Annotated in this window: 26 protein-coding genes; 14 read left to right on the top strand and 12 right to left on the bottom strand. The window is 66.5% G+C overall.

Annotated features, from left to right (window positions below; all coding sequences use genetic code 11):
- Positions 1-127, top strand: a 127-nt coding sequence (locus tag AC5P9P_RS19630; protein WP_495201759.1) for an integrase core domain-containing protein, incomplete at its 5' end; no start/stop codon positions are given.
- A gap of 9 nt (positions 128-136) precedes the next feature.
- Here AC5P9P_RS19630 and yegS read toward each other — a convergent pair.
- The 4 genes from yegS to AC5P9P_RS19610 form a co-directional block, all read right to left on the bottom strand.
- On the bottom strand, positions 137-1075 hold the full coding sequence (gene yegS, locus AC5P9P_RS19625) for a lipid kinase YegS (protein ID WP_049403442.1): 939 nt from the start codon (positions 1073-1075) through the stop codon (positions 137-139).
- Between the two features lie 325 nt (positions 1076-1400).
- On the bottom strand, positions 1401-1883 hold the full coding sequence (locus AC5P9P_RS19620; protein ID WP_012481443.1) for a GNAT family N-acetyltransferase: 483 nt from the start codon (positions 1881-1883) through the stop codon (positions 1401-1403).
- Positions 1884-1942: 59 nt separating this feature from the next.
- Positions 1943-2617, bottom strand: a complete 675-nt coding sequence (rpe, locus tag AC5P9P_RS19615; protein WP_005411326.1) for a ribulose-phosphate 3-epimerase — start codon at positions 2615-2617, stop codon at positions 1943-1945.
- Positions 2618-2646: 29 nt separating this feature from the next.
- The gene (locus AC5P9P_RS19610) at positions 2647-2976 is read right to left on the bottom strand and encodes a J domain-containing protein (RefSeq protein WP_005411327.1); all 330 of its coding nucleotides are present in this window, start codon (positions 2974-2976) and stop codon (positions 2647-2649) included.
- Between the two features lie 144 nt (positions 2977-3120).
- On the opposite strand from AC5P9P_RS19610, the gene AC5P9P_RS19605 reads away from it, so the two are divergent.
- The 8 genes from AC5P9P_RS19605 (at position 3121) to AC5P9P_RS19570 (ending at position 10990) form a co-directional block, all read left to right on the top strand.
- On the top strand, positions 3121-4047 hold the full coding sequence (locus AC5P9P_RS19605; RefSeq protein ID WP_005414703.1) for a phosphoribosylaminoimidazolesuccinocarboxamide synthase: 927 nt from the start codon (positions 3121-3123) through the stop codon (positions 4045-4047).
- Positions 4048-4248: 201 nt separating this feature from the next.
- A complete protein-coding gene (locus AC5P9P_RS19600; RefSeq protein WP_005411329.1) occupies positions 4249-4734 on the top strand; it encodes an Mpo1 family 2-hydroxy fatty acid dioxygenase in 486 nt (161 codons plus the stop codon).
- A 333-nt stretch (positions 4735-5067) separates the two neighbouring features.
- On the top strand, positions 5068-7896 hold the full coding sequence (locus AC5P9P_RS19595) for a monovalent cation/H+ antiporter subunit A (RefSeq protein ID WP_495227154.1): 2829 nt from the start codon (positions 5068-5070) through the stop codon (positions 7894-7896).
- Entirely contained in the window at positions 7896-8288 is a 393-nt protein-coding gene (locus AC5P9P_RS19590) for a Na+/H+ antiporter subunit C (protein ID WP_005419863.1), read from the top strand. The genes AC5P9P_RS19595 and AC5P9P_RS19590 overlap by 1 nt, the downstream gene beginning before the upstream one ends.
- Positions 8285-9820 carry a monovalent cation/H+ antiporter subunit D gene (locus AC5P9P_RS19585; RefSeq protein WP_288469146.1) on the top strand — a complete coding sequence of 512 codons (1536 nt, stop codon included), beginning with the start codon at positions 8285-8287 and terminating at the stop codon, positions 9818-9820. Before AC5P9P_RS19590 ends, AC5P9P_RS19585 begins: the two co-directional genes overlap by 4 nt.
- Positions 9817-10323: a Na+/H+ antiporter subunit E gene (locus AC5P9P_RS19580; protein WP_005411333.1), complete on the top strand. Its 507-nt coding sequence runs from the start codon at positions 9817-9819 to the stop codon at positions 10321-10323. Before AC5P9P_RS19585 ends, AC5P9P_RS19580 begins: the two co-directional genes overlap by 4 nt.
- Positions 10320-10604, top strand: coding sequence for a K+/H+ antiporter subunit F (locus AC5P9P_RS19575; protein ID WP_005411334.1), 285 nt, complete (start codon positions 10320-10322; stop codon positions 10602-10604). The genes AC5P9P_RS19580 and AC5P9P_RS19575 overlap by 4 nt, the downstream gene beginning before the upstream one ends.
- Positions 10601-10990: a Na+/H+ antiporter subunit G gene (locus AC5P9P_RS19570; protein ID WP_049402775.1), complete on the top strand. Its 390-nt coding sequence runs from the start codon at positions 10601-10603 to the stop codon at positions 10988-10990. Before AC5P9P_RS19575 ends, AC5P9P_RS19570 begins: the two co-directional genes overlap by 4 nt.
- Before the next feature lie 74 nt (positions 10991-11064).
- Here the strand turns inward: AC5P9P_RS19570 and AC5P9P_RS19565 are convergent, their stop codons facing one another.
- Both AC5P9P_RS19565 and AC5P9P_RS19560 read right to left on the bottom strand, forming a co-directional pair.
- Positions 11065-12024, bottom strand: a complete 960-nt coding sequence (locus tag AC5P9P_RS19565) for a sodium:calcium antiporter (RefSeq protein WP_288418121.1) — start codon at positions 12022-12024, stop codon at positions 11065-11067.
- Between the two features lie 75 nt (positions 12025-12099).
- A complete protein-coding gene (locus AC5P9P_RS19560) occupies positions 12100-12756 on the bottom strand; it encodes a hypothetical protein (protein WP_495201960.1) in 657 nt (218 codons plus the stop codon).
- A 125-nt stretch (positions 12757-12881) separates the two neighbouring features.
- On the opposite strand from AC5P9P_RS19560, the gene AC5P9P_RS19555 reads away from it, so the two are divergent.
- Positions 12882-13418 carry a hypothetical protein gene (locus AC5P9P_RS19555; protein WP_033833880.1) on the top strand — a complete coding sequence of 179 codons (537 nt, stop codon included), beginning with the start codon at positions 12882-12884 and terminating at the stop codon, positions 13416-13418.
- 84 nt (positions 13419-13502) lie between these two features.
- Here the strand turns inward: AC5P9P_RS19555 and hmgA are convergent, their stop codons facing one another.
- Positions 13503-14801 carry a homogentisate 1,2-dioxygenase gene (gene hmgA, locus AC5P9P_RS19550; protein WP_005411339.1) on the bottom strand — a complete coding sequence of 433 codons (1299 nt, stop codon included), beginning with the start codon at positions 14799-14801 and terminating at the stop codon, positions 13503-13505.
- A gap of 85 nt (positions 14802-14886) precedes the next feature.
- Positions 14887-15999: a 4-hydroxyphenylpyruvate dioxygenase gene (gene hppD, locus AC5P9P_RS19545; protein ID WP_005411340.1), complete on the bottom strand. Its 1113-nt coding sequence runs from the start codon at positions 15997-15999 to the stop codon at positions 14887-14889.
- A gap of 66 nt (positions 16000-16065) precedes the next feature.
- Between hppD and AC5P9P_RS19540 the strand changes: the two genes are divergently transcribed.
- The gene (locus AC5P9P_RS19540) at positions 16066-16623 is read left to right on the top strand and encodes a MarR family winged helix-turn-helix transcriptional regulator (protein ID WP_005411341.1); all 558 of its coding nucleotides are present in this window, start codon (positions 16066-16068) and stop codon (positions 16621-16623) included.
- A 375-nt stretch (positions 16624-16998) separates the two neighbouring features.
- A complete protein-coding gene (locus tag AC5P9P_RS19535; protein WP_033833882.1) occupies positions 16999-18054 on the top strand; it encodes a PDDEXK nuclease domain-containing protein in 1056 nt (351 codons plus the stop codon).
- A 31-nt stretch (positions 18055-18085) separates the two neighbouring features.
- Here the strand turns inward: AC5P9P_RS19535 and AC5P9P_RS19530 are convergent, their stop codons facing one another.
- From AC5P9P_RS19530 to AC5P9P_RS19515, 4 genes are all read right to left on the bottom strand, one after another.
- The gene (locus tag AC5P9P_RS19530) at positions 18086-19225 is read right to left on the bottom strand and encodes a hypothetical protein (protein WP_049433493.1); all 1140 of its coding nucleotides are present in this window, start codon (positions 19223-19225) and stop codon (positions 18086-18088) included.
- Positions 19226-19447: 222 nt separating this feature from the next.
- Entirely contained in the window at positions 19448-20053 is a 606-nt protein-coding gene (locus AC5P9P_RS19525) for a thioredoxin family protein (protein ID WP_033833884.1), read from the bottom strand.
- Between the two features lie 19 nt (positions 20054-20072).
- Entirely contained in the window at positions 20073-21572 is a 1500-nt protein-coding gene (locus AC5P9P_RS19520) for a peptide MFS transporter (RefSeq protein ID WP_005411345.1), read from the bottom strand.
- 181 nt (positions 21573-21753) lie between these two features.
- Entirely contained in the window at positions 21754-22629 is an 876-nt protein-coding gene (locus AC5P9P_RS19515) for a tryptophan 2,3-dioxygenase (protein WP_111188328.1), read from the bottom strand.
- 335 nt (positions 22630-22964) lie between these two features.
- Between AC5P9P_RS19515 and pdhA the strand changes: the two genes are divergently transcribed.
- Both pdhA and AC5P9P_RS19505 read left to right on the top strand, forming a co-directional pair.
- Complete coding sequence (gene pdhA / locus AC5P9P_RS19510) at positions 22965-24047, top strand: pyruvate dehydrogenase (acetyl-transferring) E1 component subunit alpha (RefSeq protein ID WP_005411347.1); 1083 nt, start codon at positions 22965-22967, stop codon at positions 24045-24047.
- Positions 24040-25107, top strand: a complete 1068-nt coding sequence (locus tag AC5P9P_RS19505; RefSeq protein ID WP_005414714.1) for an alpha-ketoacid dehydrogenase subunit beta — start codon at positions 24040-24042, stop codon at positions 25105-25107. The genes pdhA and AC5P9P_RS19505 overlap by 8 nt, the downstream gene beginning before the upstream one ends.
- Position 25108: the final 1 nt, after the last annotated feature.

Below are 25108 nucleotides of genomic sequence, written 5' to 3'. Positions count from 1 at the left end.
GCAACGTGATGCCGTGCTGCCTGAATGGCTGCATTACTACAACTGGCACCGACCCCACATGGGGATCGGCAGCCAACCGCCTATTTCCAGAATCCCGCTGAACAACGTGGTGGGTTTACACAACTAACAGTCGACTCTACCTCCCCTTCCCAGCCAGCAACGGGCAGCCAGCCGGCAGGTGCATCCGTACCCTGCCCGGCACGCACTCGATGCGGAACTGGCGGGCCTGTACCGGCTCGCCATCCAGATTGAGGGTCAGCGGGCGCTCGGATGCGATCTCCAGCCACGGCAGCCGCGCACGCGTGGCCAGCTGTTCCAGCGCAGCCTGGGTGCCCGACTTCAGCATCTGGCCGAGGGTGGCGGTGACCTCCCCTTCCAGTTCCGGAAGCACGGTCACATCCAGCAGCCCGTCGTCGATCAGGGCCTGCGGGCACAGCTGCTGGCCACCGCCGGCCTGGCGGCCATTGCCGATGCCGAGCGCGATGAAGTCGCCTTCCCACGCGAAATCCGGGCCGGACAGGCGCGCGGTGATCGGCTCGATGCGGCCCAGCTTGGCGATGCCGGTGATCACATAGGCCAGCCCGCCCAGCATCTTCTTCAAGCCCGCATCAGTCTCCACCGTCACCTGCGTGCCGAAGCCACCGCTGGCGAGATTGGCGCACCACCATTGGGTGCCATCGGCGTCAACGCGCAACAGGTCAATAGCGTGCGGCGTCGCCTGCCCGATCAAGGCGAAGGCCTCCTTCGGTTCGGTCGGCATGCCGGCCGCAGTCGCGAAATCGTTGGCGGTCCCCATCGGGATCAGCGCCAGCGAGGGCAGCGCATCTGCCAGCTCCTCACGATGCGCCAGTGTCTCGGCCACTGCACTGAGCGTGCCATCGCCACCGGCGGCCACGATCACATCCACGCCATGATCGATCGCCTCGGCGACATAGCGCTCGGCGTCACCGTCCTCCCAGGTCACCCGCACTTCCAGCTGCACGCCCTGTCCGCGCCAATGGTCGACGGCGTCGCGCAACTCCTCGTTGCCAGCGGATTTTCCATTGAGGATCAGGCGCCAGCGCGGGGTGGTCATGCAGAGCTTCCAAGGATGCGGTGGCACAGGCTAGCAATGCGCTGTTTGCCCGCGGTGAATGTCACGCAGATGTCATTCAGCTACCGGAGAATGGGAGTCCATAGCAGGGACGACGGATGGAGGCAGGATCAGCCTCCCACGCATGCAGCGAGGCCACGCCAGTGATTGGCGTGGCTTTTTTTTGGGGTGTGCAGGGAGTGCGAACCAAGGTTCGCACCCACCAGGTTGCGGTTCGCTGCCCCCAGGTTGCGGTTCGCCCCCCCCCGGGTTGCGGTTTGCACCCACCCGGTTGGTAGATCCACGCCATGCGTGGATGCACTTCGCTTCAACCGTTGGCGAAATCGTGCAGCGCCTGGCCCTGCAGCCGGTACACGGTCCACTCGTCCTGCGGCTTCGCACCGGCAGCGGTGTAGAACTCGATGGCCGGGGTGTTCCAGTCCAGCACCGACCATTCGAAGCGACCGCAGCCCTCGGCTACGGCCTGGCGTGCGATGTACTTCAGCAGTGCCTTGCCGGCACCCACGCCGCGCTTTTCCTGGCTGACGTAGAGGTCTTCCAGGTAGATGCCCTTGCGGCCCAGCCAGGTGGAGTAGTTGTAGAAGTACACCGCATAGCCGATGGCCTCGCCGTCGGCTTCGCAGATCAACGCGCGCGCCGTGGCATCGGCGCCGAACAGGCTCTCGGCGATGCCGATCTCATCGGTCTGTACCGAATGCTCGGCCTTCTCGTAGATGGCCAGTTCGCGGATGAAATGCAGGATCAGGCCAGCATCGGCCACGGTGGCCGGACGGATGTTCAACAGTGCCATGCGCAGATAAAGGGGACGGAGGGAATTAAACGAGATTAATCCCCTCCGTCCCCTTTTTGTCAGCGGGCGGCGGCGACGTTGGCGCGCATCTGCGCGATCACGTCCTGGTAGCTGGTCTTGGCGTTGAAGATGGCCGAGCCGGCGACAAAGGTGTCGGCACCGGCAGCCGCGATCTCGCCGATGTTGTCGGCCTTCACGCCGCCGTCGATCTCCAGGCGGATGTCCTTGCCGCTGGCATCGATCATCTTGCGCACCACCTTCAGCTTGTCCAGCGCCGAGGGGATGAAGGCCTGGCCACCAAAGCCCGGGTTGACCGACATCAGCAGCACCAGGTCCAGGTCCTCCAGCACCCAGTCGAGGATGTCCACCGGCGTGGCCGGATTGAGCACGATGCCCGGCTTGCAGCCCAGAGAACGGATCAGCTGGATGGTGCGGTGCACGTGGCGGCTCGCCTCCGGGTGGAAGCTGATGTAGGTGGCACCGGCCTCGGCGAAGTCCGGGATGATGCGGTCCACCGGCTCGACCATCAGGTGCACGTCGATCGGCGCGGTCACGCCGTGCTTGCGCAGCGCCTGGCAGACCATCGGGCCGATGGTCAGGTTCGGCACGTAGTGGTTGTCCATCACGTCGAAGTGGACCCAGTCCGCGCCAGCGGCGAGGACGTTGTCGACTTCCTCGCCGAGGCGGGCGAAGTTGGCGGACAGGATGGAGGGGGCGATGAGGCAGTGGGACATGGCCGGGCCTTGCAACGAGGGGAAAGGGGTCAGCGCTTGCGCAGGGTCTTGATGCGGTCGTAGGCGGCGTTGATGCGCCGCGACTTCTGCTCGGCCTGCTGCTGCAGCTCGGGGGCGGCGCCGCCGAGCTTGTCGGGGTGGTACTGCGAGATCAGCTTTCGGTAGGCGCGCTCGACCTCGGCATCGGTGGCCTCGGAGGTCAGCCCCAGCTCCCGGTACGGATTCTCCTTGTTCAGGCGGAACCAGTCCGAATCGAAGGCATGGCCGATCAGCAGGCCGACCACCGCCCCGAACAGCGGATTGGGCCGGAACAGCAGGGCGCCGGCGATGAATCCGAGCAGTTTTCCGTACCAGCGCATGGCGCTCCGGGGTCGACCGACGAAATGGACGCTCATTTTACGTCACAGCGGGCCCGGACGGCTTTACACTAGGCCGCCCGCTGGTCAGCGGGCCCGCCGGGTCCGTTGGGCAGCAGCCGTATCGACAACGCCCCAGGAGTGCCCGTGCCAACCACGCTGTTGCAATCCGATCTCCCCGGCCTGCCCTTGCGCCATCGCGGCAAGGTGCGTGATGTGTTCGATATCCCGCGCGAGCGGCTGCCAGCCGGAACCCCGCCGGGCGAGTACCTGCTGATGGTGGCCACCGATCGCCTGTCGGCGTTCGACGTGGTCCTGCCCGACCCGATCCCGGGCAAGGGTGAGATGCTCTGCCAGGTCTCCAACTTCTGGTTCGCCAAGACCGCGCACCTGATGCCCAACCACCTGACCGGCATCGACGTGGCCAGCGTGCTGCCCGAAGGGGTGGACCCGGCCCTGTATGCCAAGCGCGCGGTGGTCACCCGCAAGCTGAAGCCGGTGCCGGTGGAAGCAATCGCCCGCGGCTACCTGATCGGCAGCGGCTGGAAGGATTACCAGCGCACCGGCAAGGTCAGCGGCATCGACCTGCCCGACGGCCTGCGCCAGGCCGAGCAGCTGCCCGAGCCGATCTTCACCCCCTCGACCAAGGCCGCTGTCGGCGACCATGACGAGAACATCGATTTCGATGCGATGGTGAAGCAGGTCGGTGCGGAGCTGGCCGAGCGCGTGCGCGACGCCACCCTGCGCATCTACAAGTTCGCGGCCGATTACGCCCGCGAGCGCGGCATCATCCTGGCCGATACCAAGTTCGAGTTCGGTACCGACGCCGATGGCCGCCTGTACATCATGGACGAGATGCTGACGCCGGATTCCTCGCGTTACTGGCCGGCCGACGAGTACGAAGTGGGCACCAGCCCGCCGAGCTACGACAAGCAGTTCGTGCGTGATTACCTGGAGACGCTGGACTGGGGCAAGACCGCCCCGGGCCCGACCATCCCGGCCGAGATCATCGAGCGCACCCGCGCCAAGTATGCCGAGGCACTGCAGCGCCTGGCCGGGATCAGCGTCGACTGATCCCCCTGCGCCCCCGGCCGGAAAGGCGGGGGGCGCGTTCGGTAGTGCCGGCCGCTGGCCGGCAACCTCACGAACACCTGCAGCCAGGCATGGCCTGGCTCTGGTAGTGCCGGCCGCTGGCCGGCAATCTCATGAACTCGGCTATGCTCTGGAGTGCCGGCCAGCGGCCGGTACTACCGTTGTCCGAGGAAGCAACGCAGCATGCAGACATCCACCGAGCTTGCGCGGCCGATCGACCGCTATTTCGCCAGCTACTCCGACGACCACCGCAATGTGATCAACCAGCGCATCCACGTGGTGGCGGTCCCGGCGATCCTGTGGTCGGTGGTGGCTCTGCTCTGGTGCCTGCCGCCGCTGATCACCTGGTTCCAGTACGGCATCTGGTCGGCGTTCGCGATGTTCAGCGCCTGGTGCTTCTACAACAAACTGTCGCGCCCGCTGGGCATCGGCATGCTCATCCAGTTCTTCGTGTTCGGCTGCCTGTGCCGCCTGCTGGAGGCCGAAATCGGCCTGCACAACCTGTTCTGGCTGGCGGTGGGCGTGTTCGTGGTGGCCTGGATCGCGCAGTTCATCGGCCACAAGTTCGAGGGCCGCAAGCCCAGCTTCCTGACCGACCTGACCTACCTGCTGATCGGCCCGGCCTGGGTGATGGCCAAGTTCTACCGCAAGCTCGACTGGCGCTACTGACCTGCCCAGAGTCGACGGCGCCCCTGGTTTCCTGAACGGGCAGATTCCATCACCCGCACTCCACGACGGCCCTGCCAGCCTGCGCCGGTGATCCGCTCCCCACTTCCCGCCCGTCGACGGCAGCCCCTGTGCGACAGGGCCTGCGGTCTCCCTGCGTGGGCGTAGGGCGTCCCCTGAGGGCAAGCGAGGAGAAGACGCAGGAACGCGATGTTGCGTCGCAGAAAATATGAATCAGCGGACGTTACATGCAATTGATCGCTGTTCGATGGGTTTCAGCGACATTTCGCAGCCTGTTATCCTCCCTGACCTGCTCGTGAATCATGGATTCCCTGCATGCTCCCCAGCCTGCCCCTGCTGCTGGCCCTGCCGTTCCTGATGGCAGCGGCTGTTGCGGCCTTCCCCCGTAGTTCGCGCTCGACTGCTGCCTGGCTGGCGGCGCTGGCGCCGTTGGGCGGACTGGCCATCCTCGGCTGGTTGACCCCGTCCGTACTCGACGGCCAGGTGGTGCGGACGATGGTCCCTTGGCTGCCGCAGATCGGCCTGGACTTCACCCTGCGCCTGGACGGGCTGGCGTGGATGTTCGCCGGGCTGGTGCTGGGCATCGGCGCGCTGGTGGTGCTGTACGCGCGCTACTACCTGAGCCAGCAGGACAACGCGCACCGCTTCTACTGCTACCTGCTGCTGTTCATGGGCGCCATGCTGGGCATGGTGCTGTCGGGCAACCTGCTGTTGCTGATGATCTTCTGGGAAATGACCAGCATCAGCTCGTTCCTGCTGATCGGTTTCTGGTCACATCGCCAGGACGCCCGCGAGGGCGCGCGGATGGCGCTGGTGATCACCGGCGGCGGCGGCCTTGCGCTGCTCGGTGGCGTACTGCTGATCGGGCGCATCGTCGGCAGCTTCGACCTGGACGTGGTGCTGGCCGCCGGCGAGCAGATCCGCGCCAGCGCGCTGTACCCGTACGCGCTGTTCCTGGTGCTGGCGGGCATCTTCACCAAGAGCGCGCAGTTCCCGTTCCATTTCTGGCTGCCGCACGCGATGGCCGCGCCCACTCCGGTCTCTGCCTACCTGCACTCGGCCACCATGGTGAAGGCCGGTGTGTTCCTGCTGGCGCGCCTGCATCCAGCGCTGGCCGGCAGCGACCTGTTCTTCTACACGGTCAGCGGCATCGGTGCGATCACGCTGTTGATCGGCGCTTGGAACGCGATCTTCCAGCACGATCTGAAAGGCCTGCTGGCTTATTCGACCATTTCCCATCTGGGCCTGATCACCCTGCTGTTCGGCCTGTCCACGCCGATGGCGGTGGTGGCCGGTGTGTTCCACATCCTCAACCACGCCACCTTCAAGGCCTCGCTGTTCATGGCCGCCGGCATCATCGACCATGAGACCGGCACCCGCGACATGCGCAAGCTGGGCGGCCTGCGCAGGCTGATGCCGTTCACCAGCGCGCTGGCGATCATCGCCTCGCTGGCGATGGCCGGCATCCCGCTGCTCAACGGCTTCCTGTCCAAGGAAATGCTGTTTGCCGAGGCGATCACGGCCGGAGGCCCGGGAATCATGCGCACGGCGGTGTCGATCGCCGCATTGCTGGCTGGCGTGTTCGGGGTGGCCTACAGCCTGCGCTTCGTGCACGACACCTTCTTTGGCGCCGGCCCGCACGACCTGGATCGCGTGCCCCACGAACCACCGCGCTGGATGAAGGTACCGGTGGAACTGCTGGTGGTGATCTGCGTGGCAGTAGGCATCGCCCCGGCACTGACCGTGGCACCGGTGCTGCATGCCGCTGCGGCGTCGATCCTCGGCAGCGCCATGCCCGAGTACAGCCTGGCGGTATGGCACGGCTTCAACCTGCCGCTGGCAATGAGCGCGATCGGCGTGATCGGCGGCGTGGCGCTGTACTTCGGCCTGCGCAAGCTGATCAACCTGCATGCCGTGACCAACGTCAGCACTGGCCGCAATGTGTTCCATGCACAGCTGGATGCCGTGTCCGCACTGGCCATGCGCCTGACCAACGGCATCGCCAACGGCAGCCTGCAGCGCATGCTGCTGGGCCTGGTGCTGGTGGCGATCGCAGTTGCCGCCGCGCCATTCGTGGCAAATCCGGCGTCGCCAAACTGGACCGCGCCGCAGCCGATGCCGCTGCTGGGCTGGGCGTTGTGGCTGGTGATGATGGCCTGCGCCGTGGCCACCCTGCGCATCTACAAGCAACGCCTGCTGGCGGTGCTGCTGGTCGGCGGCGTCGGCCTGATGGTGGCGCTGACCTTCGTGTTCCTGTCCGCACCCGACCTGGCCCTGACCCAGCTGCTCGTTGAGATGGTGACGCTGGTGCTGATGCTGCTGGGCATGAACTACCTGCCCGCGCAGTCCGGGCCGGAACGCCCGCGCTGGCGCAAGCGCCGCGATGCGGTGATCGCGATCATCGCCGGCGCCGGGCTGGGTGCGCTGGCCTATTCGGCGATGACCCTGCCGCCGAACACCATGGCCGGCGAACTGCTCGCCCGTGCGTTGCCCGAGGCCTACGGCCAGAACGTGGTCAACGTGATCCTGGTCGACTTCCGCGGCTTCGATACCTTCGGCGAGATCACCGTGTTCGGCATCGCCGCGCTGGTGGTGCACGCACTGCTGCGGCGCACGCGGATGGCACCGGAACAGATCATGCCCGGCCCGCCGATCAAGCTGCCGGTACCGGCCGACCTGGCGCAGATCATGTTCCCGCTGACGCTGACCGTGTCGATCTTCCTGTTCCTGCGCGGCCACAACGCGCCCGGTGGTGGCTTCATCGCCGGCCTGGTGCTGGCGGTGCCGCTGCTGATCCAGTACGTGATCCAGGGCACCGCGTCGGTGGAATCGCGCTTCGGCTTCGACTACATCCGCTGCATCGGCATGGGTCTGCTGATCGCCCTGCTCAGCGGCAGCGCGTCGATGCTGTTCGGCGTGCCGTTCCTGACCAGCGGCCACCTCGACCTGCACCTGCCGTTGATCGGCGACGTGCCGCTGGCCAGCGCGATCGGTTTTGACATCGGCGTCTATCTGGTGGTGTTCGGCGGCGCCATGCTGATGCTGTCGATGATGGGCACGATCAAGCCGTCGCGGACCCGTACTGCCCGCAAGGGTGAGATCGACCTGCAACGCCGTTCGGCCCGCACCGGGGAGATGCACTGATGGAACTGGCCCTGGCTACCGCGATCGGCGTGTTGACCGCCATCGGCATCTACCTGCTGCTGCGTGCGCGCAGCTTCGATGTGATCCTCGGCATGACCTTCCTGTCCTACGCCACCAACCTGCTGATTTTCGCTGGTGGCCGCGTGGTGCTTGGCAAGGCACCGGTGCTGCAGGAGGGCGTGGACAGCCACCTCGGCAACTACACCGATCCGCTGCCGCAGGCGCTGGTGCTGACTGCGATCGTGATCGCCTTCGCGATGACTGCCGTGAGCATCGTGCTGGCCATGCGCAGCCGCAGCGACAACCACAGCGACCACGTGGACGCCCACGAACCGGATGACGACCTGCAGGATGAGCGCGTGCCGCCGCGCCAGGGCGAGGACCGCGCATGAACCATCTGGTGATCCTGCCGATCCTGATTCCGCTGCTCGGCGCCGCGCTGTCGCTGTTCGTCGAACACCGCCGCTACGGCCCCAGGGTGCAGCGCGCGGTCGCGTGGACCTCGCTGTCGGCGCTGGCGCTGGCGGTGGGCCTGCTGTTCGCGTCGACCGCGGGCGGTGACATCAACGTCTACCTGCTCGGCGACTGGCCGTCGCGGCTGGGCATCGCGCTGGTGGCCGACAGGCTGTCGGCGTGGATGCTGCTGACCACCCTGCTGCTGGCCATTCCCTGCCTGCTGCATGCCTGCTCGGGCTGGGACCGCCGCGCGCCGCATTTCCATGCGCTGTTCCAGTTCCAGCTGGTCGGCCTGAACGGCGCGTTCCTCACCGGCGACATCTTCAACCTGTTCGTGTTCTTCGAGGTGATGCTGATCGCCTCCTACGGCCTGCTGCTCAGCGGTGGCCGCGGCCTGCGCATGCGCATCGGCCTGCACTACGTGGTGTTCAACGTCACCGCCTCGACCCTGTTCCTGATCGCGCTGGGCCTGCTGTACGCCTCGCTGGGTTCGTTGAACATGGCCGAGCTGTCGCAGCGCATCGCCGAGGTGCCACCGGCGCAGCTGACGCTGGTCAAGGCCACGATGGGCCTGTTGCTGCTGGTGTTCTGCGCCAAGGCCGCACTGATGCCGCTGTACCTGTGGCTGCCGGAAGCCTATTCGCGCGCACCGGCCGCAGTGGCGGCGCTGTTCGCGATCATGACCAAGGTCGGCCTGTATTCGGTGCTGCGCATCCAGATGCTGTGGTTCGGCGACGATGCCGGCGCGATGGCCGGCTATGGCCGCGACTGGCTGCTGTGGGCCGGCGTGGCGACGCTGGTGCTGGGCGGGCTCGGCGCCCTGGCCGCGACCCGCCTGCGCGTACTGATTTCCTACCTGGTGATCGTATCGGCGGCCACGCTGTTCATCGCCTTCTCGGTGGGCACGCCGCAGGTGCTGTCGGCCGGCCTGTACTACCTGCCGCACAGCAGCTTCGTGGCCGCTGCGCTGTTCCTGGTTGCCGACCTGATCCGCCGCCGCCGTGGTGGCGCCAGCGACCGCAAGGAGGTGGTGGCGCCGATGCCGGGCAAGGAAACGCCGGCGGTGCTGTTCCTGATCGGGGCAGTGTCGGTGGCCGGCCTGCCGCCTCTGTCCGGCTTCCTGGCCAAGGCCGCACTGCTGGCCGGCATGCCGGCGCAGTACACCGGCCCGGTCTGGACCGCCGTGCTGGTCAGCAGCCTGCTGGTGATCATGGGCCTGACCCGCGGCGGCATCCGCCTGTTCTGGCGCGTGCCGCCGGTCGATCCCGATGCACCGAAGCCGCGCAAGGCTCCCCTGCGCCGGGTAGAACTCTACGCCGCCTGCCTGCTGCTGGCCTACGGCATCGGCATGACCGTGGCCGCGGCACCGTTGATGCGCTACACCGACGCCACCGCCGCACAGCTGCTGCAACCCAGCGAGTACGTGCAGCAACTGCGTGCGACCACGCCGGAGATCCGCCAGCCATGACCGCCCAGCGCTCCCTGTTCCGTCGCCTGATTCCCTCGCCGATGCTCAGCATCATGGTGGTGGCGTTCTGGCTGCTGATGTCCGACAGTTTCACCCTCGGCCAGATCGTGCTGGGGCTGCTGCTGGGCGTGGTGGTGCCGCTGTTCGCCGCGCGCCTGGACCGCGAGTTCGCCCGCATCGGCACCCTGCGGCCACTGCCCAGGCTGGTGTGCGTGACCCTGTGGGACATCCTGATGTCCAACATCCGCGTCGCCCTGCAGGTGCTGGGCCCGGAAAAGAACATCCACCCGGGTTTCATCTGGCTGCCGCTGGACATCGCCAACATCCACGGCATCGCCGCGCTGACCAGCATGATCACCCTGACCCCGGGCACGGTCTCGGCCGCGCTCAGCGACGACCGCAAGTTCCTGCTGGTGCATGTGCTGCACCTGGAGGACCCACAGGACCTGATCGATACGATCAAGCGCCGTTACGAGGCGCCGTTGATGGAGATCTTCCCATGACCGGTTTTGAAGTCATCCAGACCACCCTGGTGGTATGCATGCACGTGGTCGGCCTGGCCATGCTGCTGGCCACCTGGCGCCTGCTGCGCGGGCCGACCGTGCCCGACCGCATCCTTGCGCTGGATACCCTGTCGGTGACCGCGATCGCCGAGCTGATGCTGTTCGGCATGTACCTCAATTCGCCGATCTACTTCGAGGCGGCGCTGATCATCGCCATGCTCGGCTTCGGCAGCACCGTGGTGCTGAGCAAGTTCGTGCTGCGCCGGGACATCGTCGAATGATCACCGCGATCCAGATCGGCCTGTCGATCCTGCTGCTGTTCGGCTGCTTCTTCATCCTGGTCGGCGCACTGGGCCTGGTGAAGCTGTCGACCTTCTTCAAGCGCCTGCACGCGCCGACCAAGGCCAGCACGCTGGGCGTCGGCTGCGTGCTGGTGTGCTCGGTCTGCTACCACATCTTCCTCGGCCAGGACCCGCAGCCGCGCGAGCTGCTGATCACCGTGTTCCTGTTCATCACCGCACCGATCAGCGCGCACATGATGGCCAAGGCCGCGCTGTCGCTGCTGATGGAGACCCGCCCCACCCTGCCGGGCAACGAACGTGCCGCCGAGGAGCAGCTGCCGCCGCCGGAGCCGGTGCGGGAAGAAAAAACCACGCAGAACCGGTAGTGCCGGCCGCTGGCCGGCAGTGGCAAGGGTTCCGTCAGAGGCAGTGAGGTTGCCGGCCAGCGGCCGGCACTACCTCATGCCGCGCCGACCAGCAGCAGCTCCAGCACGAACCAGCCGACAAACGCGACCAGCAGGATCACACCTTCGCCGCGGCTGATCTTCAGGTCGCCACGCAGCATCGGGTACAGCACCAGCGCGAACGCCAGCAGCGCCGGCAGTTCCAGGCGCACGAACGAGGCCGGCAGCGCCAGCGGCTGCAGCACGGCCATCGCACCGATCACCAGCAGCAGGTTGACCACGCTGGAACCCAGCACGTGGCCCAGCACCATGTCGCCATGCCCGCGACGCGCGGCGGCGATGGCGGTGGCCACCTCCGGCAGTGCGGTACCGATCGCCACCGGCAGCAGGCCGACCAGCAGGGGCGTCCAACCCAGGGCGGCGCCGAAGTCGGCGGCGGCGCCCACCACCAGGCGCGCGCCCCAGTACAGCGTCAACGCGGCAATCAGCACGCGCAGCACGTTCAACGGCAGGCTGGTGCGGCTCAGTGCGGACTCGGCGATGGCCACCTGCACCTCCGCGCTCTCGCTGCGACCGCGGCGCAGCAGCAGCACCTGCACCACGATGAAGCCGACCAGCAGTATGCCGCCTTCCCAACGTGCCAGGCCGCCATCAAGCCCGAACAGGATCAGCAGCACACCCGCCGCCAGCAGCGACCACCACAGCACCGTCTGCAGGCGCGCGCGCAGCAGCAGGGGCGCAGCCATGGCCGCCACGGCCAGGGTCACGCCCAGGTTGACGATGCTGCTGCCCACCGCGTTGCCCAGTGCCAGCTCCGGTTGGCCCACCGCCAGGGCGCGCGCGTTGACTGCCAGTTCCGGCAACGAGGTGGTCACCCCGAGCAGCAACAGCCCGGCAGTGAATGGGCTGGCCCCGAAACGCTGGGCCAGGCCGGACACGGCCTTGACGATGGAGTCCCCGCCCAATGCCAGCAGCAGCAGGCCGAGCAGGAACCAGACAATGGCAATGGCGATCATCGAGCACTCCCCCAGCGGTCTCGTGGCGCGATTCTACGCTTGGCCCGTACGCGCGGCTGGGCCGTGGATCAAGGATCAGCCACAGCCTTCCGCATAATCGACCTGCGGGGTCTGTCCGACGCGCCAGGCACCCACCCGGCCATCGGCACCGAGTGCGAAGTCGATCACCGCCCCGCCCTCCTGCGCCGGCCGCACGCGCAGGTGCTGGGCCTTCTCGTCATACTTGTCGGGGCCGACGTCCGCGCGCTCGGGATACAGCACCTGCAGCTCACCCAGGGTCATGCCGACCTTGCCACCGCCCGGTGCGGTGATGGCGGCGCTGCGCACGTCGTAGCGCACCAGCTTGCGGCCCTCGATCATCAGGCGCGGATCTTCGGCATCCTGCGGGCGCAGGAAGTAGCAGCCGTCGTTGCTGTCGTCAGCCGGCAGTGGCTTGCCGGCCTCATCGGTGCCCAGACCCTGCAGCGGCGTGCCGAAGCCGGCACGGACCTCGGCGATGCCGGCACCCAGCTTCGCCCCAGCGAAGCCATCCAGGCGCGCGGGACTGTCCTCGCGACGGTCATTGGCTGGACGGGTGGCCAGGTCGGGATCCGTCGACTGCGCGGGTCCGGTCGCCGAGGCGGTTTCCGCCGGGGTGTCGCTGCCGCTGCCGGCCGCCCCCTGCTTGTCGGGGCCAGCACTGCAGGCGGTGAGCGAAAGGAGCAACAGACCAGCAAGCGGAAGGTGCTTCATCGGTGCGGTTCCCTGGCACAAGGATGGCTGCACGCTAGCCCATCCGGTGTGCAGGCGCTGCATTGTCATCGCGGTTTCATCGCCTTCGTTCAGGCTCGGCGAGCACCGACCTGGCCGTCCCTTCCATGCAACCGCGCAAGACCGATCTCGCCCGAACCGCGCTGCAGGCCCACCGCGCGCCGCTGGACATGCGCCAGCGCCGGCTGCTGATCCTGTGCGACGGCCAGCGTACCGTCGCCGACCTGACCGGTCTGCTCGGCCAGGAAGCACCGGCGATGGTCATCCAGCTGGTACAGGCGGGGTACCTGAGCACCGGCACGGGCGCCACGACCCCAGCACCGTCGACCGCAGCCGCGGTAGCGCCGGTGCCCGCGCCGCCGGCAGCGACACCTGCTGCACCCGCGGTCGAACGCCGGCGCTCACTGGTGGCAGCGCGCATCTACGTGCTGGGCATCCTGGAAATGCAGCGGCATCCACAGGCGGCGGCGCTGTTCCGCGACCTGCAGCAAGCGCGTGCGGAGGACGAGGTGCTGCAGCGACTGCAGTCGGCAATGCAGCTGCTGCCCACGCTCACTTCGGATGGCTATTGCCAGCGCGTACGGCAGCGCCTGCTGGAGGCGTTGCCATTGGAGCATTGCGACGCGTTCGCCGAGGTCGCCTGAAGAAAAAGGGGACGGAGGGGATTAAGCCGTTTCAGGCACACGTGTGCTGATTGCGGCTTAATCCCCTCCGTCCCCTTTTTAGGGTCAGCGGAAGTTGTTGCGCAGGCCGTTCCAGCACTGCTGGTAATCGCCCTGGCGGTGGCCAGCGGCCAGCGCCTGTGCGGTCGGGCGGATCACTGCGCGGGTCTCGAACATGAAGGCCATCGTGTCCTTGATCACATCGGCCTTGGACAGATCGGCATTGGACGCCTTGTCGAAGGTCGGCGCGTCCGGGCCGTGACCACTCATGCAGTTGTGCAGCGATGCGCCACCCGGGACGAAGCCTTCGGCCTTGGCATCGTAGGCGCCATGCACCAGGCCCATGAACTCGCTGGCGATGTTGCGGTGGAACCACGGCGGACGGAACGTGTTCTGCGCCACCAGCCAGCGCGGCGGGAAGATCGCAAAGTCCATGTTGCTGGTGCCCGGGGTGTCACTGGGCGAATGCAGCACCAGGAAGATCGACGGATCCGGGTGGTCGTAGCTGATCGAACCGATGGTGTTGAAGCGGCGCAGATCGTAACGGTACGGCGCGTAGTTGCCGTGCCAGGCCACCACGTCCAGCGGCGAATGGTCGATCGGCGCACGCCACAGGCGGCCCTCGAACTTGGCGATCAGTTCGAAATCGCCATCGACGTCCTCGAACGCCGCATGCGGGGTCTCGAAGTCGCGCGGATTGGCCAGGCCGTTGGATCCGATCGGGCCAAGGTCGGGCAGCTTCAGCAGCGCACCGTAGTTCTCGCAGATATAGCCGCGGCTGGGGCCATCGGGCAGTTCAACGCGGAAGCGCACGCCGCGCGGGATCACCGCGATCTGCTGCGGCTCGATCTCGATCACGCCCAGCTCGGTCAGCAGGCGCAGCGCGCCCAGCTGCGGCACGATCAGCAGCTCGCCGTCGGCGTCGTAGAAGTAGCGGCCGACCATGTCGCGGTTGGCAGCGTATAGGTGGATGCCCACGCCGGCATGCGCATCGGGCGAGCCGTTGCCACCCATCGTGTACAGGCCTTCGACAAAATCGGTCGGCAGCTCCGGCAGCGGCAGCGGGCTCCAGCGCAGCTGGTTCGGTGAAGCCGGCTGTGCGCCGAAATCACACTGCAGCTGCGACTGCGCGAACGGGGTGAACTCGCCATGGGTCACCGCCGGGCGGATCCGGTACAGCCAGCTGCGGCGGTTGCTGCCACGCGGCGCGGTGAAGGCGGTGCCGGTCAACTGTTCGGCGTACAGGCCGTGGGCCACCTTCTGCGGTGAGTTCTGCCCGACCGGCAGCGCGCCGGCAACGGCCTCGGTGGCGAATTCGTTGCCGAAGCCGGACTGGTAGCCGCGGGCGGTGATGGCGGGGGACATGGGAACTCCAGAGATTGCCGGCCAGCGGCCGGCACGACCATTCGGACAGGCAATGCCGGCGGGACGCCGACATTGCCTGCAGACCTTACAGCACGCCGCGGCGGATCTGGTCGCGCTCGATGCTCTCGAACAGTGCGGTGAAGTTGCCTTCGCCGAAGCCTTCGTTGCCCTTGCGCTGGATGATCTCGAAGAAGATCGGGCCGATGCAGTTCTGGGTGAAGATCTGCAGCAGCTTGCGCTGGTGGGTTTCCGGATCGGCATCGATCAGGATCTTGTTCTTCGCCAGGCGCGGCACGTCTTCACCGTGGTTCGGCACGCGCTGGTCGATCACGTCGAAGTAGGTCTCCGGCGTATCGAGGAAGTCCACGCCCTGCGCGCGCATCGCTTCGACGGTCTCGTAGATGTTCTCGGTGAAGCAGGCGATGTGCTGGATGCCCTCGCCCTTGTACGCGTCCAGGTATTCGTTGATCTGGCTCTTCGGGTCGGACGATTCGTTCAGCGGGATGCGCACGATGCCATCCGGCGCGGTCATCGCCTTGGACACCAGGCCGGTCTTCAGGCCCTTGATGTCGAAGTAGCGGATCTCGCGGAAGTTGAACAGGCGCTCGTAGTAGTCCGACCACTGCTGCATGTTGCCGAAATACAGGTTGTGGGTCAGGTGGTCGATGAAGGTCAGGCCGAAGCCCACCGGGTGCAGGTCGGCACCGGCGATCGGCTCGTAGTCGCCGTCGTAGATGCTGCCGGCGCTGCCGTAGCGATCGACCAGGTACAGCATGCAGTCGCCGATGCCCTTGATGACCGGCGCGCTGACCGCCTTGCTGTCCGGCTTGAAGGCGATGGCTTCGGCGCCGTTGCCCAGCGCGGTCTGGTAGACCTCCTGGCCCGGCTTCTTGAAGCGGATGGCGAAGCCGCAGGCGCACGGACCGTGCTTCTCGGCGAAGTCGGCGGCGAACGAATCGGGGTCCTCATTGACCAGGAAGTTGACGTCGCCCTGGCGATAGACGGTAATCGGACGCTGCTTGTGCTTGAGCACCGCGCTGAAGCCCATCTTCCGGAAGTACTCGTGCAGCTCCTGGCCACGGCCGGCCGGGGCGGCGAACTCGACGAACTCGAAGCCGTCGATGCCCATCGGGTTCTCGAAGGTGGTGACCTGCATGCCGGGGTTGGGATGCGAGGCGGTCGGGACTGCGGTATTCATGGCGTGGCTCCGAATCGGTACCGCATCGGTACAAACCAGGTGCGGGCAGGTAGGGACCCGGCGAGAATGCAGGGTCTGGACCTACCCCTTATAGTTACACTTGAAACCACCAGCAAGGTGCACCGCAACATGAGCCCCGCCGATCCCGTTTCGACCCGCCTGCGTTCCTCGCACGTCCTGCTCGACCTGGAACAGTTCCTGCCGTACCGGCTGAGCGTGCTGTCCAACCGGGTCAGCGGCAACATCGCCAAGCTATACGGCGATCGTTACGGTCTGGCGATTCCCGAATGGCGGGTGATCACCATCCTGGCGCTGTACCCGGGCTCCTCGGCCAGCGAGGTCTCCGACCGCACGGCGATGGACAAGGTGGCGGTCAGCCGCGCCGTGGCCCGCCTGCTGGAGCGCGGCTTCATCAAGCGCGAGACCCACGGCGACGACCGCCGCCGCTCGGTGCTGGCGCTGTCGGCAGCCGGCTTTGAGGTGTACGAGACCATCGCGCCGATGGTGATCGAAATCACCCGCAAGCTGATGTCGGTGCTGAGCGAAGAGGAAGAGCAGGTGCTGGAGAAGCTGATCCTGCGCCTGGCCGGCGAAGGCCTGGAGCGGATGGGCGAAGGGGTCTAAAAGAAAAAGGGGACGGAGGGGATTAAGTCGTTTTGGGCCCCAAGTCGCGGGTGCCGACCCCGGCCGGTAGCGGAACAGTGGCTGGGCGATTGCCGTCCGCCCCCTTTGATCTGACGGGACCCGCTTCTTGGCGGACTGCGGACCGACCGCGAACGATGCCATCGGACGCATTCACCTTCCGCAGATCCCGTCCTGAAGTGTCGCCTTCGCCCAGCGGCATTTCCGCATTGGCCCGATACGGCCCGTTTCCGCCAGGCTGGTGTATCGGAACGGGCTGATCCAGTGAATTCTCCTATTGGACTGCTCACGTGTGCGGCCGGACGGTAAACGTTCAACGGGTATCAGCCCGGCCATCCACATCGAACGGGCTCCCTCATGGATGACTCGCGTTCAACGTCGCCGCATGGCCAGGAATTGCTGGCCGATCTCAGAGAGCTGATCTGCGCAGCGCGCAGCAGGATGCACAGGTCCATCAACGCCGAGTTGACGCTGCTGTACTGGCGAATCGGCCGTCGCATCCATGTTGACCAGATGGCGGGGCAGCGTGCGCGTTACGGCGAGGTTCTCTTCACCCGGATCGCCAAGGCGCTGTCTGCCGAGTTCGGCACATCCTTCGGTGAGAAGAGCCTGCGCCGGATGGTGCAGTTCTCCATCGCATTTGCAGACGAGCAGATTGTCGTATCGCTGATACGACAATTGAGCTGGACCCATTTCATCGCGCTGATCCCACTGGCGGACCCACTCAAGCGCGACTTCTATGCACAGATGGCCGCCACCGAGGGCTGGAGTGTACGTACGCTGCGCCAGCGCGTCGATTCGATGCTGTATGAGCGCACGGCACTCTCCAGTCAGCCAGAGCAGACCATCGCCGAAGAGTTGGCGGCACTGCGCGGCAACCAGCAGCTGTCTCCAGGGCTGGTACTGCGTGATCCCTACGTACTGGACTTTCTTGGCCTCAAGGACAGCTGGGACGAGCAGGACCTTGAAACCGCGATCCTTCGCGAGATGCAGGGCTTCCTGCTTGAACTTGGCACGGGCTTCAGTTTCGTCGCCCGCCAGAAGCGCATCCAGATCGACGGCGATGACTTCCACCTGGACCTGCTGTTCTACAACCGGCGCCTGCGCAGACTAATTGCCATCGAGTTGAAGATCGGCGAGTTCAAGCCGGCCTACAAGGGACAGATGGAACTCTATCTGCGCTGGCTGGACCGGTACGAACGTGAGGACGGCGAGCAGGCGCCGTTGGGCATCATCCTCTGCACAGGGAAGAAAGCGGGCCAGATTGAATTGCTGGAGCTGGATCGCTCAGGCATCCATGTTGCGGAGTACCTGACCACGCTGCCCTCCCGGGAGGTCCTCAAGCAAAGATTGCAGACTGCCATGGAGCGGGCGCGGCAGCAGCTGCAGACCGCGGCGCCCGGCCTCCCGTAGATCTACGCCACGCGCGGATGGCGTTCATGCTTCAGCTCAGATGCTTGCGCCGTGCATGGATCCACGGCACCGCGAGCGCCGCGATGGCACCACCGGCGAAGCCGAGGGAAGCCGCAACCGTGGCTGCTTCGACCGCCCCCGGCAGCGCCAGCGCTGCCGCCACCAGCAGCAGCGACGGCAGGCCGACGAAGGTGCCCAGGAAGAAATGCCAACGCGGTGACCAGGTATTGAGCTGCAGCAGGCTGACCGGTTGCCAGGCTTCCGAGGCAGCGTCCTCGGCGATCTTCGCCACCGCCTTGGCCAGGTCCACTTCCGGCAGCGCGCGCCCCTGCCGTGCGGTCGCCAGCAGCTCGGCCACGGCCTCCACCGGCGGGAAACTGGACGGCCACGCGACCGGCGCCGGCACGCCATACGCGGTCAGCACCGGCACGCTCAGCCACGGCGCCACCAGCGGGCGCATGCGACGGCGGCCATGCACGCACCAGATCTGTTGCTGCCCATGCGCGGTGACGCTGTACAGCGCCAGTTCGTTGGCCGGCGGGTAGCCGAGCATGGTCACCCGCGCGGCCAGGCTGTCCTGCCCCATCGCGCGCAGGAAGCCGGGGCGGCTGCGCCCTTCCTGCATCCACGCCAGTCCCAGCGCACCCACCAGATAGGCCTCGGCCACGTCCTTGCTGCCAGCGGTGGCGCGTTCGTCGCTGGCCAGGTACCAGGCCAGCGATTTCGGTTCGGTGACATCGTCCAGGCCCCAGCGGCTGTCGTCTCCCAGCACATGGCGCACCGGCAGGCGCGCGGGCGCGGTTTCGCCACGTTCGCCGGGTTGCAGGAACGGCAGCACGCCCTGGATGAAGGTGGACAGCTCGATCGCACGCACGCCGTGCCCCTGCCACTCCGGTGGCAGCAGCCCGGCCAGCTGGCCATCGGCGGCCAGCGCATCAAGCCGGGACTTCTGCTCGACCAGCGTCTGCACCGCCCCCTTCAGCACCACGTTGTCGGGCAGCGCGATCTGCGGCAGGCGATGACGCGGCGGCGCCAGGTCGACGGTGGCCTCGCCGGTTCCGGTGTCATCCAGCAGCGCCTCCTGCGGCGGCAAGGTTACGCCCTCGCCTGCTCCACCCTCGGCCAACTCACTGGCGGATTCGGGCAGTCGTTCGGCGTGGTCGCTGTGCATGGGCGTTCCGGAAGGTTGCATCGACGGGATGTCGACTGAGGTCCTTGCCGGTAACGGCGAGCGCGTTGCGATATTGAGATGCCGATTCCGGGAATGTGACCGCAACCACAGTAGATCCACGCCATGCGTGGATGCACTTCTGTGCCGACCAACGGTCGGCACACACCGGGGATGGCGGTCAGCGGTCGGCCCACCCCTGCCGGCCAGCGGCCGGCACTACCCCTATTCCGGTTTGTCAGGTGCCCATTGTTTCAGGAACGCGCTCACCCGTGCCGGCTGGAAGGCTTCGCCCCTGCGCAGTTCGCCGGTGGCCTGCGAGACCAGCAGGCTTCCATCGGCATCGAGTACCAGCAGGTATGGGTAGTCGCGCTCCATCACCGGGAACTGGGCGAAGAAGGCGGTGTTGGGCTGCTCGTCGCTGGCGTTGACCTTCACCCACACGTAGTGGGCATCGCGGAAGCGACGCAGGTCGCCGTTGCCTTCCACCACATCGTCCAGCGCGCGGCAGCGCTCGCAGGCGGCGTTGCCGACCTCCAGCAGGATGCGCTTCTTGCCCCGCTGGGCTTCCACCTTGGCGGTGGCCAGGTCATCGGCGGGGTTGCGGGCCGGGTCGAACTGCGCACCGAGCCCGGCGATGGCGGCGATGTCTGCCGCCACCGGGGTGTTGCCCGAGGCCACCGGTTCGCTGGGGTCAGCGACCGGTGGCTCGGTGGGTCGGGTATCCAGGGGCTGCGTGGGCTCGGCGGTGGCAGGCGGTTGCGGTTGGGAACAGGCGCCGATCAGCGCCGCACAGACCACCACTACCGCAGTACCGAGCTTGCTACGCATGCCTTCTACCCTCTCATCATTACTTGACGCCGTGCATCAGCTTGTTGATCAGCGGGGCGATCAGGAACAGCACCACGCCGGAGCCGATCAGGGCCCAGAACCCGAAGGTATACCCCTTCAGGGCCGACTCGACCGTCATGCCGCCTTCACCACTGACCACGCCAGCGAAGATGCCCGACAGGTTGTTGCCGATGCCGGTGGACAGGAACCAGCCGCCCATGCCGAAGCCGACCAGGCGCACCGGGGCCAGCTTGGTCACCATCGACAGGCCGATCGGCGACAGGCACAGCTCACCCACCGACTGGATGACGTAGACCATGAACAGGGTCCAGAACGGGATCTTGCCGTCCACGACCATCTGCGACAGGGCGAACATCAGCAGCGCGAAGGCGGCGCCGTTGAACAGCAGGCCCAGGCCGAACTTGCGCGGGATCGACGGATTGGCGCGGCCCATGGCCACCCAGATCCAGGCGATCACCGGGGCCAGGGTGATGATCGCCACCGAGTTGACCGACTGGAACCACGCGGTCGGGAAGGTCCAGTCACCGAACTGGCGGTTGACGATGTTCTCGGCCAGGAAGGTGAACGAGCTGCCAGCCTGTTCGAAGAACATCCAGAACATCACGTTGAAGGCGAAGATGATCAGCATGGCGATCACGCGGTCGCGCTGCACCTTGCCTTCGCGGATGCCCTCGACCAGCAGCAGGACGGCCAGCGCGGTGAACATCGCACCCAGGATCCAGGCCAGCGCGGTGGCGCCGGTGGCCAGCAGGAAGTACGCGACCGGGATGGCGACCACGGCACCGGCCAGCACCATGATGATGCGGCCGAAACCTTCAGCGCCGGCCGGCGGTGCACCGATGCCCTTCAGGCCGGCACGACCGATGTAGAACCACACCAGCGAGATCAGCATGCCCACGCCCGAGGCGATGAACACGACCTTGTAGGACGGCATCGCGTCGGTACCGAACACCTTGCGGGCCAGGTACTCGGTCAGCACCGGGGCGATCATCGCGCCGATGTTGATGCCCATGTAGAAGATGGTGAAGCCCGAATCGCGGCGCTCGTCCTTCAGCCCGTACAGCTTGCCGACCATGGTCGAGATGTTCGGCTTGAACAGGCCGTTGCCGACGATGATCGTGGCCAGGCCGAGCTTGAAGATGTGCTCCTGCGGCAGCGAGATCATGAACAGGCCGGCGGCCATGATGATCGCGCCGGTCAGGATCGAGCGCTGGTAGCCCAGCACCCGGTCGGCCACGTAGCCACCGAAGATCGCCGCGGCGTACACCAGGGCCAGGTAGGCGCCGTAGATGCGGCTGGCGTCGCCTTCACCGGCAGCGCTGCCGTTGTAGAACTGGGCGACGATGTACAGCACCAAGGCCCAGCGGATGCCGTAGAACGCAAAGCGTTCCCAGAACTCGGTCATGAACAGCATCCACAACGGGCGCGGGTGGCCCAGCGTGGTCTTGAAGTCCGGCAGCGCCGGCTCTGGGGTGTTCGCAGTGGCGTTTACGCTCATGCGGATTTCCTGGTTCGGTGGATGACGAGCACGTCCGCTGTGCAGTTGGAGCAACGCGCGAGGATCACCGACTTCTGGCGTTCACGTCAAATACACGCCGTTTGAGGCAGGTGCCAGCCTGCTCGCTGAACTTGCATCTGAAACGATCCAGCCGCCGGCCGGGATCCAAGCTGAATACGGATCAGTCCTGTTCGGCCGGGGGCGCGGCCTGCAGGCTGGTGCGCACCTGGAACAGCTCGGGGAAGAAGGTCAGCTCCAATGCCTTGGCCAGGAAGCCCACGCCGGACGAGCCACCGGTGCCGCGCTTGAAGCCGATCACCCGCATCACCGTGCGCATGTGGCGGAAGCGCCACAGCTGGAAGGCGGTCTCCAGGTCCACCAGGTCCTCGCACAGCGCGTACTCGCGCCAGTAGCGGTCGGTGTCCTGGTAGATGCGTTCGAAGACCGGCTGCAGGGCGTCGTCGGCTACGTGCGGCTGGGTCCAGTCGTGGGCCTCGTAGACCGCCGGCACGGCATGGCCGAAGCGGGCCAGGTACTTCAGGAATTCCTCGTACAGGCTGGGCGCCTCCAGCACGGTGCGCAGCTGCGCCTGCCCGGCCGGGTCGTGCTCGAACACCTGCAGCATCTGCGCGTTCTTGTTGCCCAGCAGGAACTCGATGTAGCGGTACTGCAGCGACTGGAAGCCCGACGACGGGCCCAGCACGTCGCGGAAGCCCATGTATTCGGACGGGGTCAGGGTTTCCAGCACCGACCATTGCTCGGTCAGCTGGCGCAGCACCTGCTTGCTGCGCGCCAGCACCTTGCGGCACTGCCAGACTTCATCGCGCTGCAGGAAGCCGATTGCGGCACGCAGCTCATGGCCCAGCAGCTTCAGCCACAGCTCCGAGGTCTGGTGCTGGATGATGAAGAGCATCTCGTCATGGTGCGGCGGGCTGGACAGCGGCTGCTGCGCGCTGAGCAGCTGGTCCAGCCGCAGGTAGCCGCCGTAGGTGAGGCGTCCCTGCAGGTCGGTGTGGATGCCGGCTTCGAGATCGCGTTGGTTGTTGTCGACGGACATGGGCGGGACCAGATCGGGGGCGGCAAGGGTAGCGCGTTGCCGCCGCGCTGGCAGCCGCCGGGTCCATACCGGGGCGTGCGGTTGGCCGTGGAGCATCGGCCGATCCCAGGCCTGCGCGTGGAACCGTCCAGGCCGTTGTACTGGCGGTCAGCCTGAGGCGTATTCTGATGCTTTGCAGCAACGACTGAATACGTTGTTGTTATTGGCCCCCCACCCGCCGGCAGGGGTAAAACGGGGAATCCCCGTGTTGCGGCGCAGGAAGGCTATTCCGTACGCGTTCCTTAACATGGCGATTCATATCATTTGTAACTTCTCTGTCGAAGGTGCAGTACGCAATGACGGTTGCCGCTGAATTCAAGATCGAATACCTGCAGTACCTGGATACGGACGGCAAACTCGTCCGCGATGACCTGCCCGCGTCGCTGCGCGACCCCAAGGTCCTGGTACCGCTGTTCAAGCAGATGCTGTTCGTACGTACGTTCGACAGCAAATCCATCGCACTGCAGCGCACCGGCAAGCTCGGCACCTATGCCGCCTGCCTGGGCCACGAAGCCGCACACGTGGGTATCGGCGCGGCGATGCAGAAGGACGACGTGTTCGCGCCTTCGTACCGCGAGTATGGCGCGATGTTCATGCGTGGCGTGCGCCCGCACGACGTGCTGATGTACTGGGGCGGCGACGAACGCGGCAACGATTACGGCGGCAACGCGGCCAAGGACTTCCCGTTCTGCGTGCCGATCTCCACCCAGTGCCTGCATGCCGCAGGCGCCGCGCTGAAGTTCAAGCTCAACAAGGAACCGCAGATCGCCGTGGCGGTGTGCGGCGACGGCGGCAGCTCCAAGACCGACTTCTACGCAGCACTGAATTCGGCCGGCGCCTACAAGCTCCCGCTGATCCTGTGCATCGTCAACAACGGTTGGGCCATCTCGGTTCCGCGTTCGGCCCAGACCGGTGCCGAAACGCTGGCGCAGAAGGGCCTGGCCGGTGGCCTGCACTGCCTGCAGGTGGACGGCAACGACCTGATCGCGGTGCTGGCGGCCATGGAGCAGGCGCGCGAACGTGCGCTGGCCGGCGACGGCGGCACCGTGCTGGAACTGATGACCTACCGCCTGTCCGACCACACCACCGCCGATGACGCGCGCCGCTACCGCGACGACGCCGAAGTGAAGGATGCCTGGCAGCGCGAGCCGATGCTGCGCCTGCGCAAGTACCTGATCAACGCCGGTGTGTGGAGCGAAGAAGAGGAAACCGCCTGGGTCGCCGAGTGCGGCACGCGCGTGGACGAGGAAGTGAACCTGTACCTCAACACGCCGGTGCAGCCGGTCGAGGCGATGTTCGACTTCCTGTATGCCGATCCGCCGCCGGACCTGCTGGCCCAGCGTGCCCAGGCGATCGCCCTGGAGAAGCGCCATGGATGAGATCAAGAACGGCGCGCCCGGCGCGCACACCAACGCCGCCGACAGCGCTGCGGTCGCGCGCGGAGAAGAGAGCATGACCACCACCCCGATCACCCTCATCGAAGCCATCACCCAGGCGCTGGCCTGGGAGCTGGAACACGACCCGTCGGTGCTGGTGCTGGGCGAAGACGTGGGCGTCAACGGCGGCGTGTTCCGCGCCACTGCCGGTCTGCAGCAGCGCTTCGGCTCGGACCGCATCCTCGACACCCCGCTGGATGAAACCACCATCGCCGGCCTGACGATTGGTCTTGCCGCGCAGGGCATGAAGCCGGTGGCCGAAGCCCAGTTCGATGGCTTCATGTACCCGATGGTCGACCATATCGTCTGCCACGCCGCACGCCTGCGTTACCGCACGCGTGGCCGCCTGCACTGCCCGATGGTGCTGCGCGTGCCGTGGGGCGGTGGCATCCGCGCGCCGGAACACCACAGCGAAGCCAACGAGGCGATCTTCACCAACGTGCCGGGCCTGCGCGTGGTGCTGCCGTCGTCGCCGCAGCGTGCCTATGGCCTGCTGTTGGCCGCGATCCGCGAACCGGATCCGGTGATCTACATGGAGCCCAAGCGCATCTACCGCCAGTACAAGGAAGTGGTCGTCAACGACGGCGAAGCCTTGCCGCTGGACGTCTGCTTTGTGCTGCGCGATGGCACCGACGTGACCCTGGTGACCTGGGGCGCGCAGGTGAAGGAAGCGCTGGAAGCGGCCGACAAGCTGGCCGGCGAAGGCATCAGTGCCGAAGTCATCGATGTGGCCACGCTGCGTCCGCTGGACTTCGCCACCATCGCCGAATCGGTGGCCAAGACCGGCCGCTGCGTGATCGTGCAGGAGGCCCCGAAAACCGCGGGCTTCGGCGCCGAGATCGCCGCGCGCCTGGCCGAGGAATCGATCTACGACCTGCTGGCCCCGGTCGAGCGCGTCACTGGCTACGACACCCACATTCCGCTGTTCCGCCTGGAAATGAAGTACCTGCCGAGCGTTGAGCGGATCGTGGCTGCGGCCAAGCGCGCGGTGGCGGCCGGCTGAC

The organism is Stenotrophomonas sp. YJH_SMC_14-1, assembly GCF_059372275.1.
This window is presented reverse-complemented; position numbering and strand designations above follow the sequence as displayed.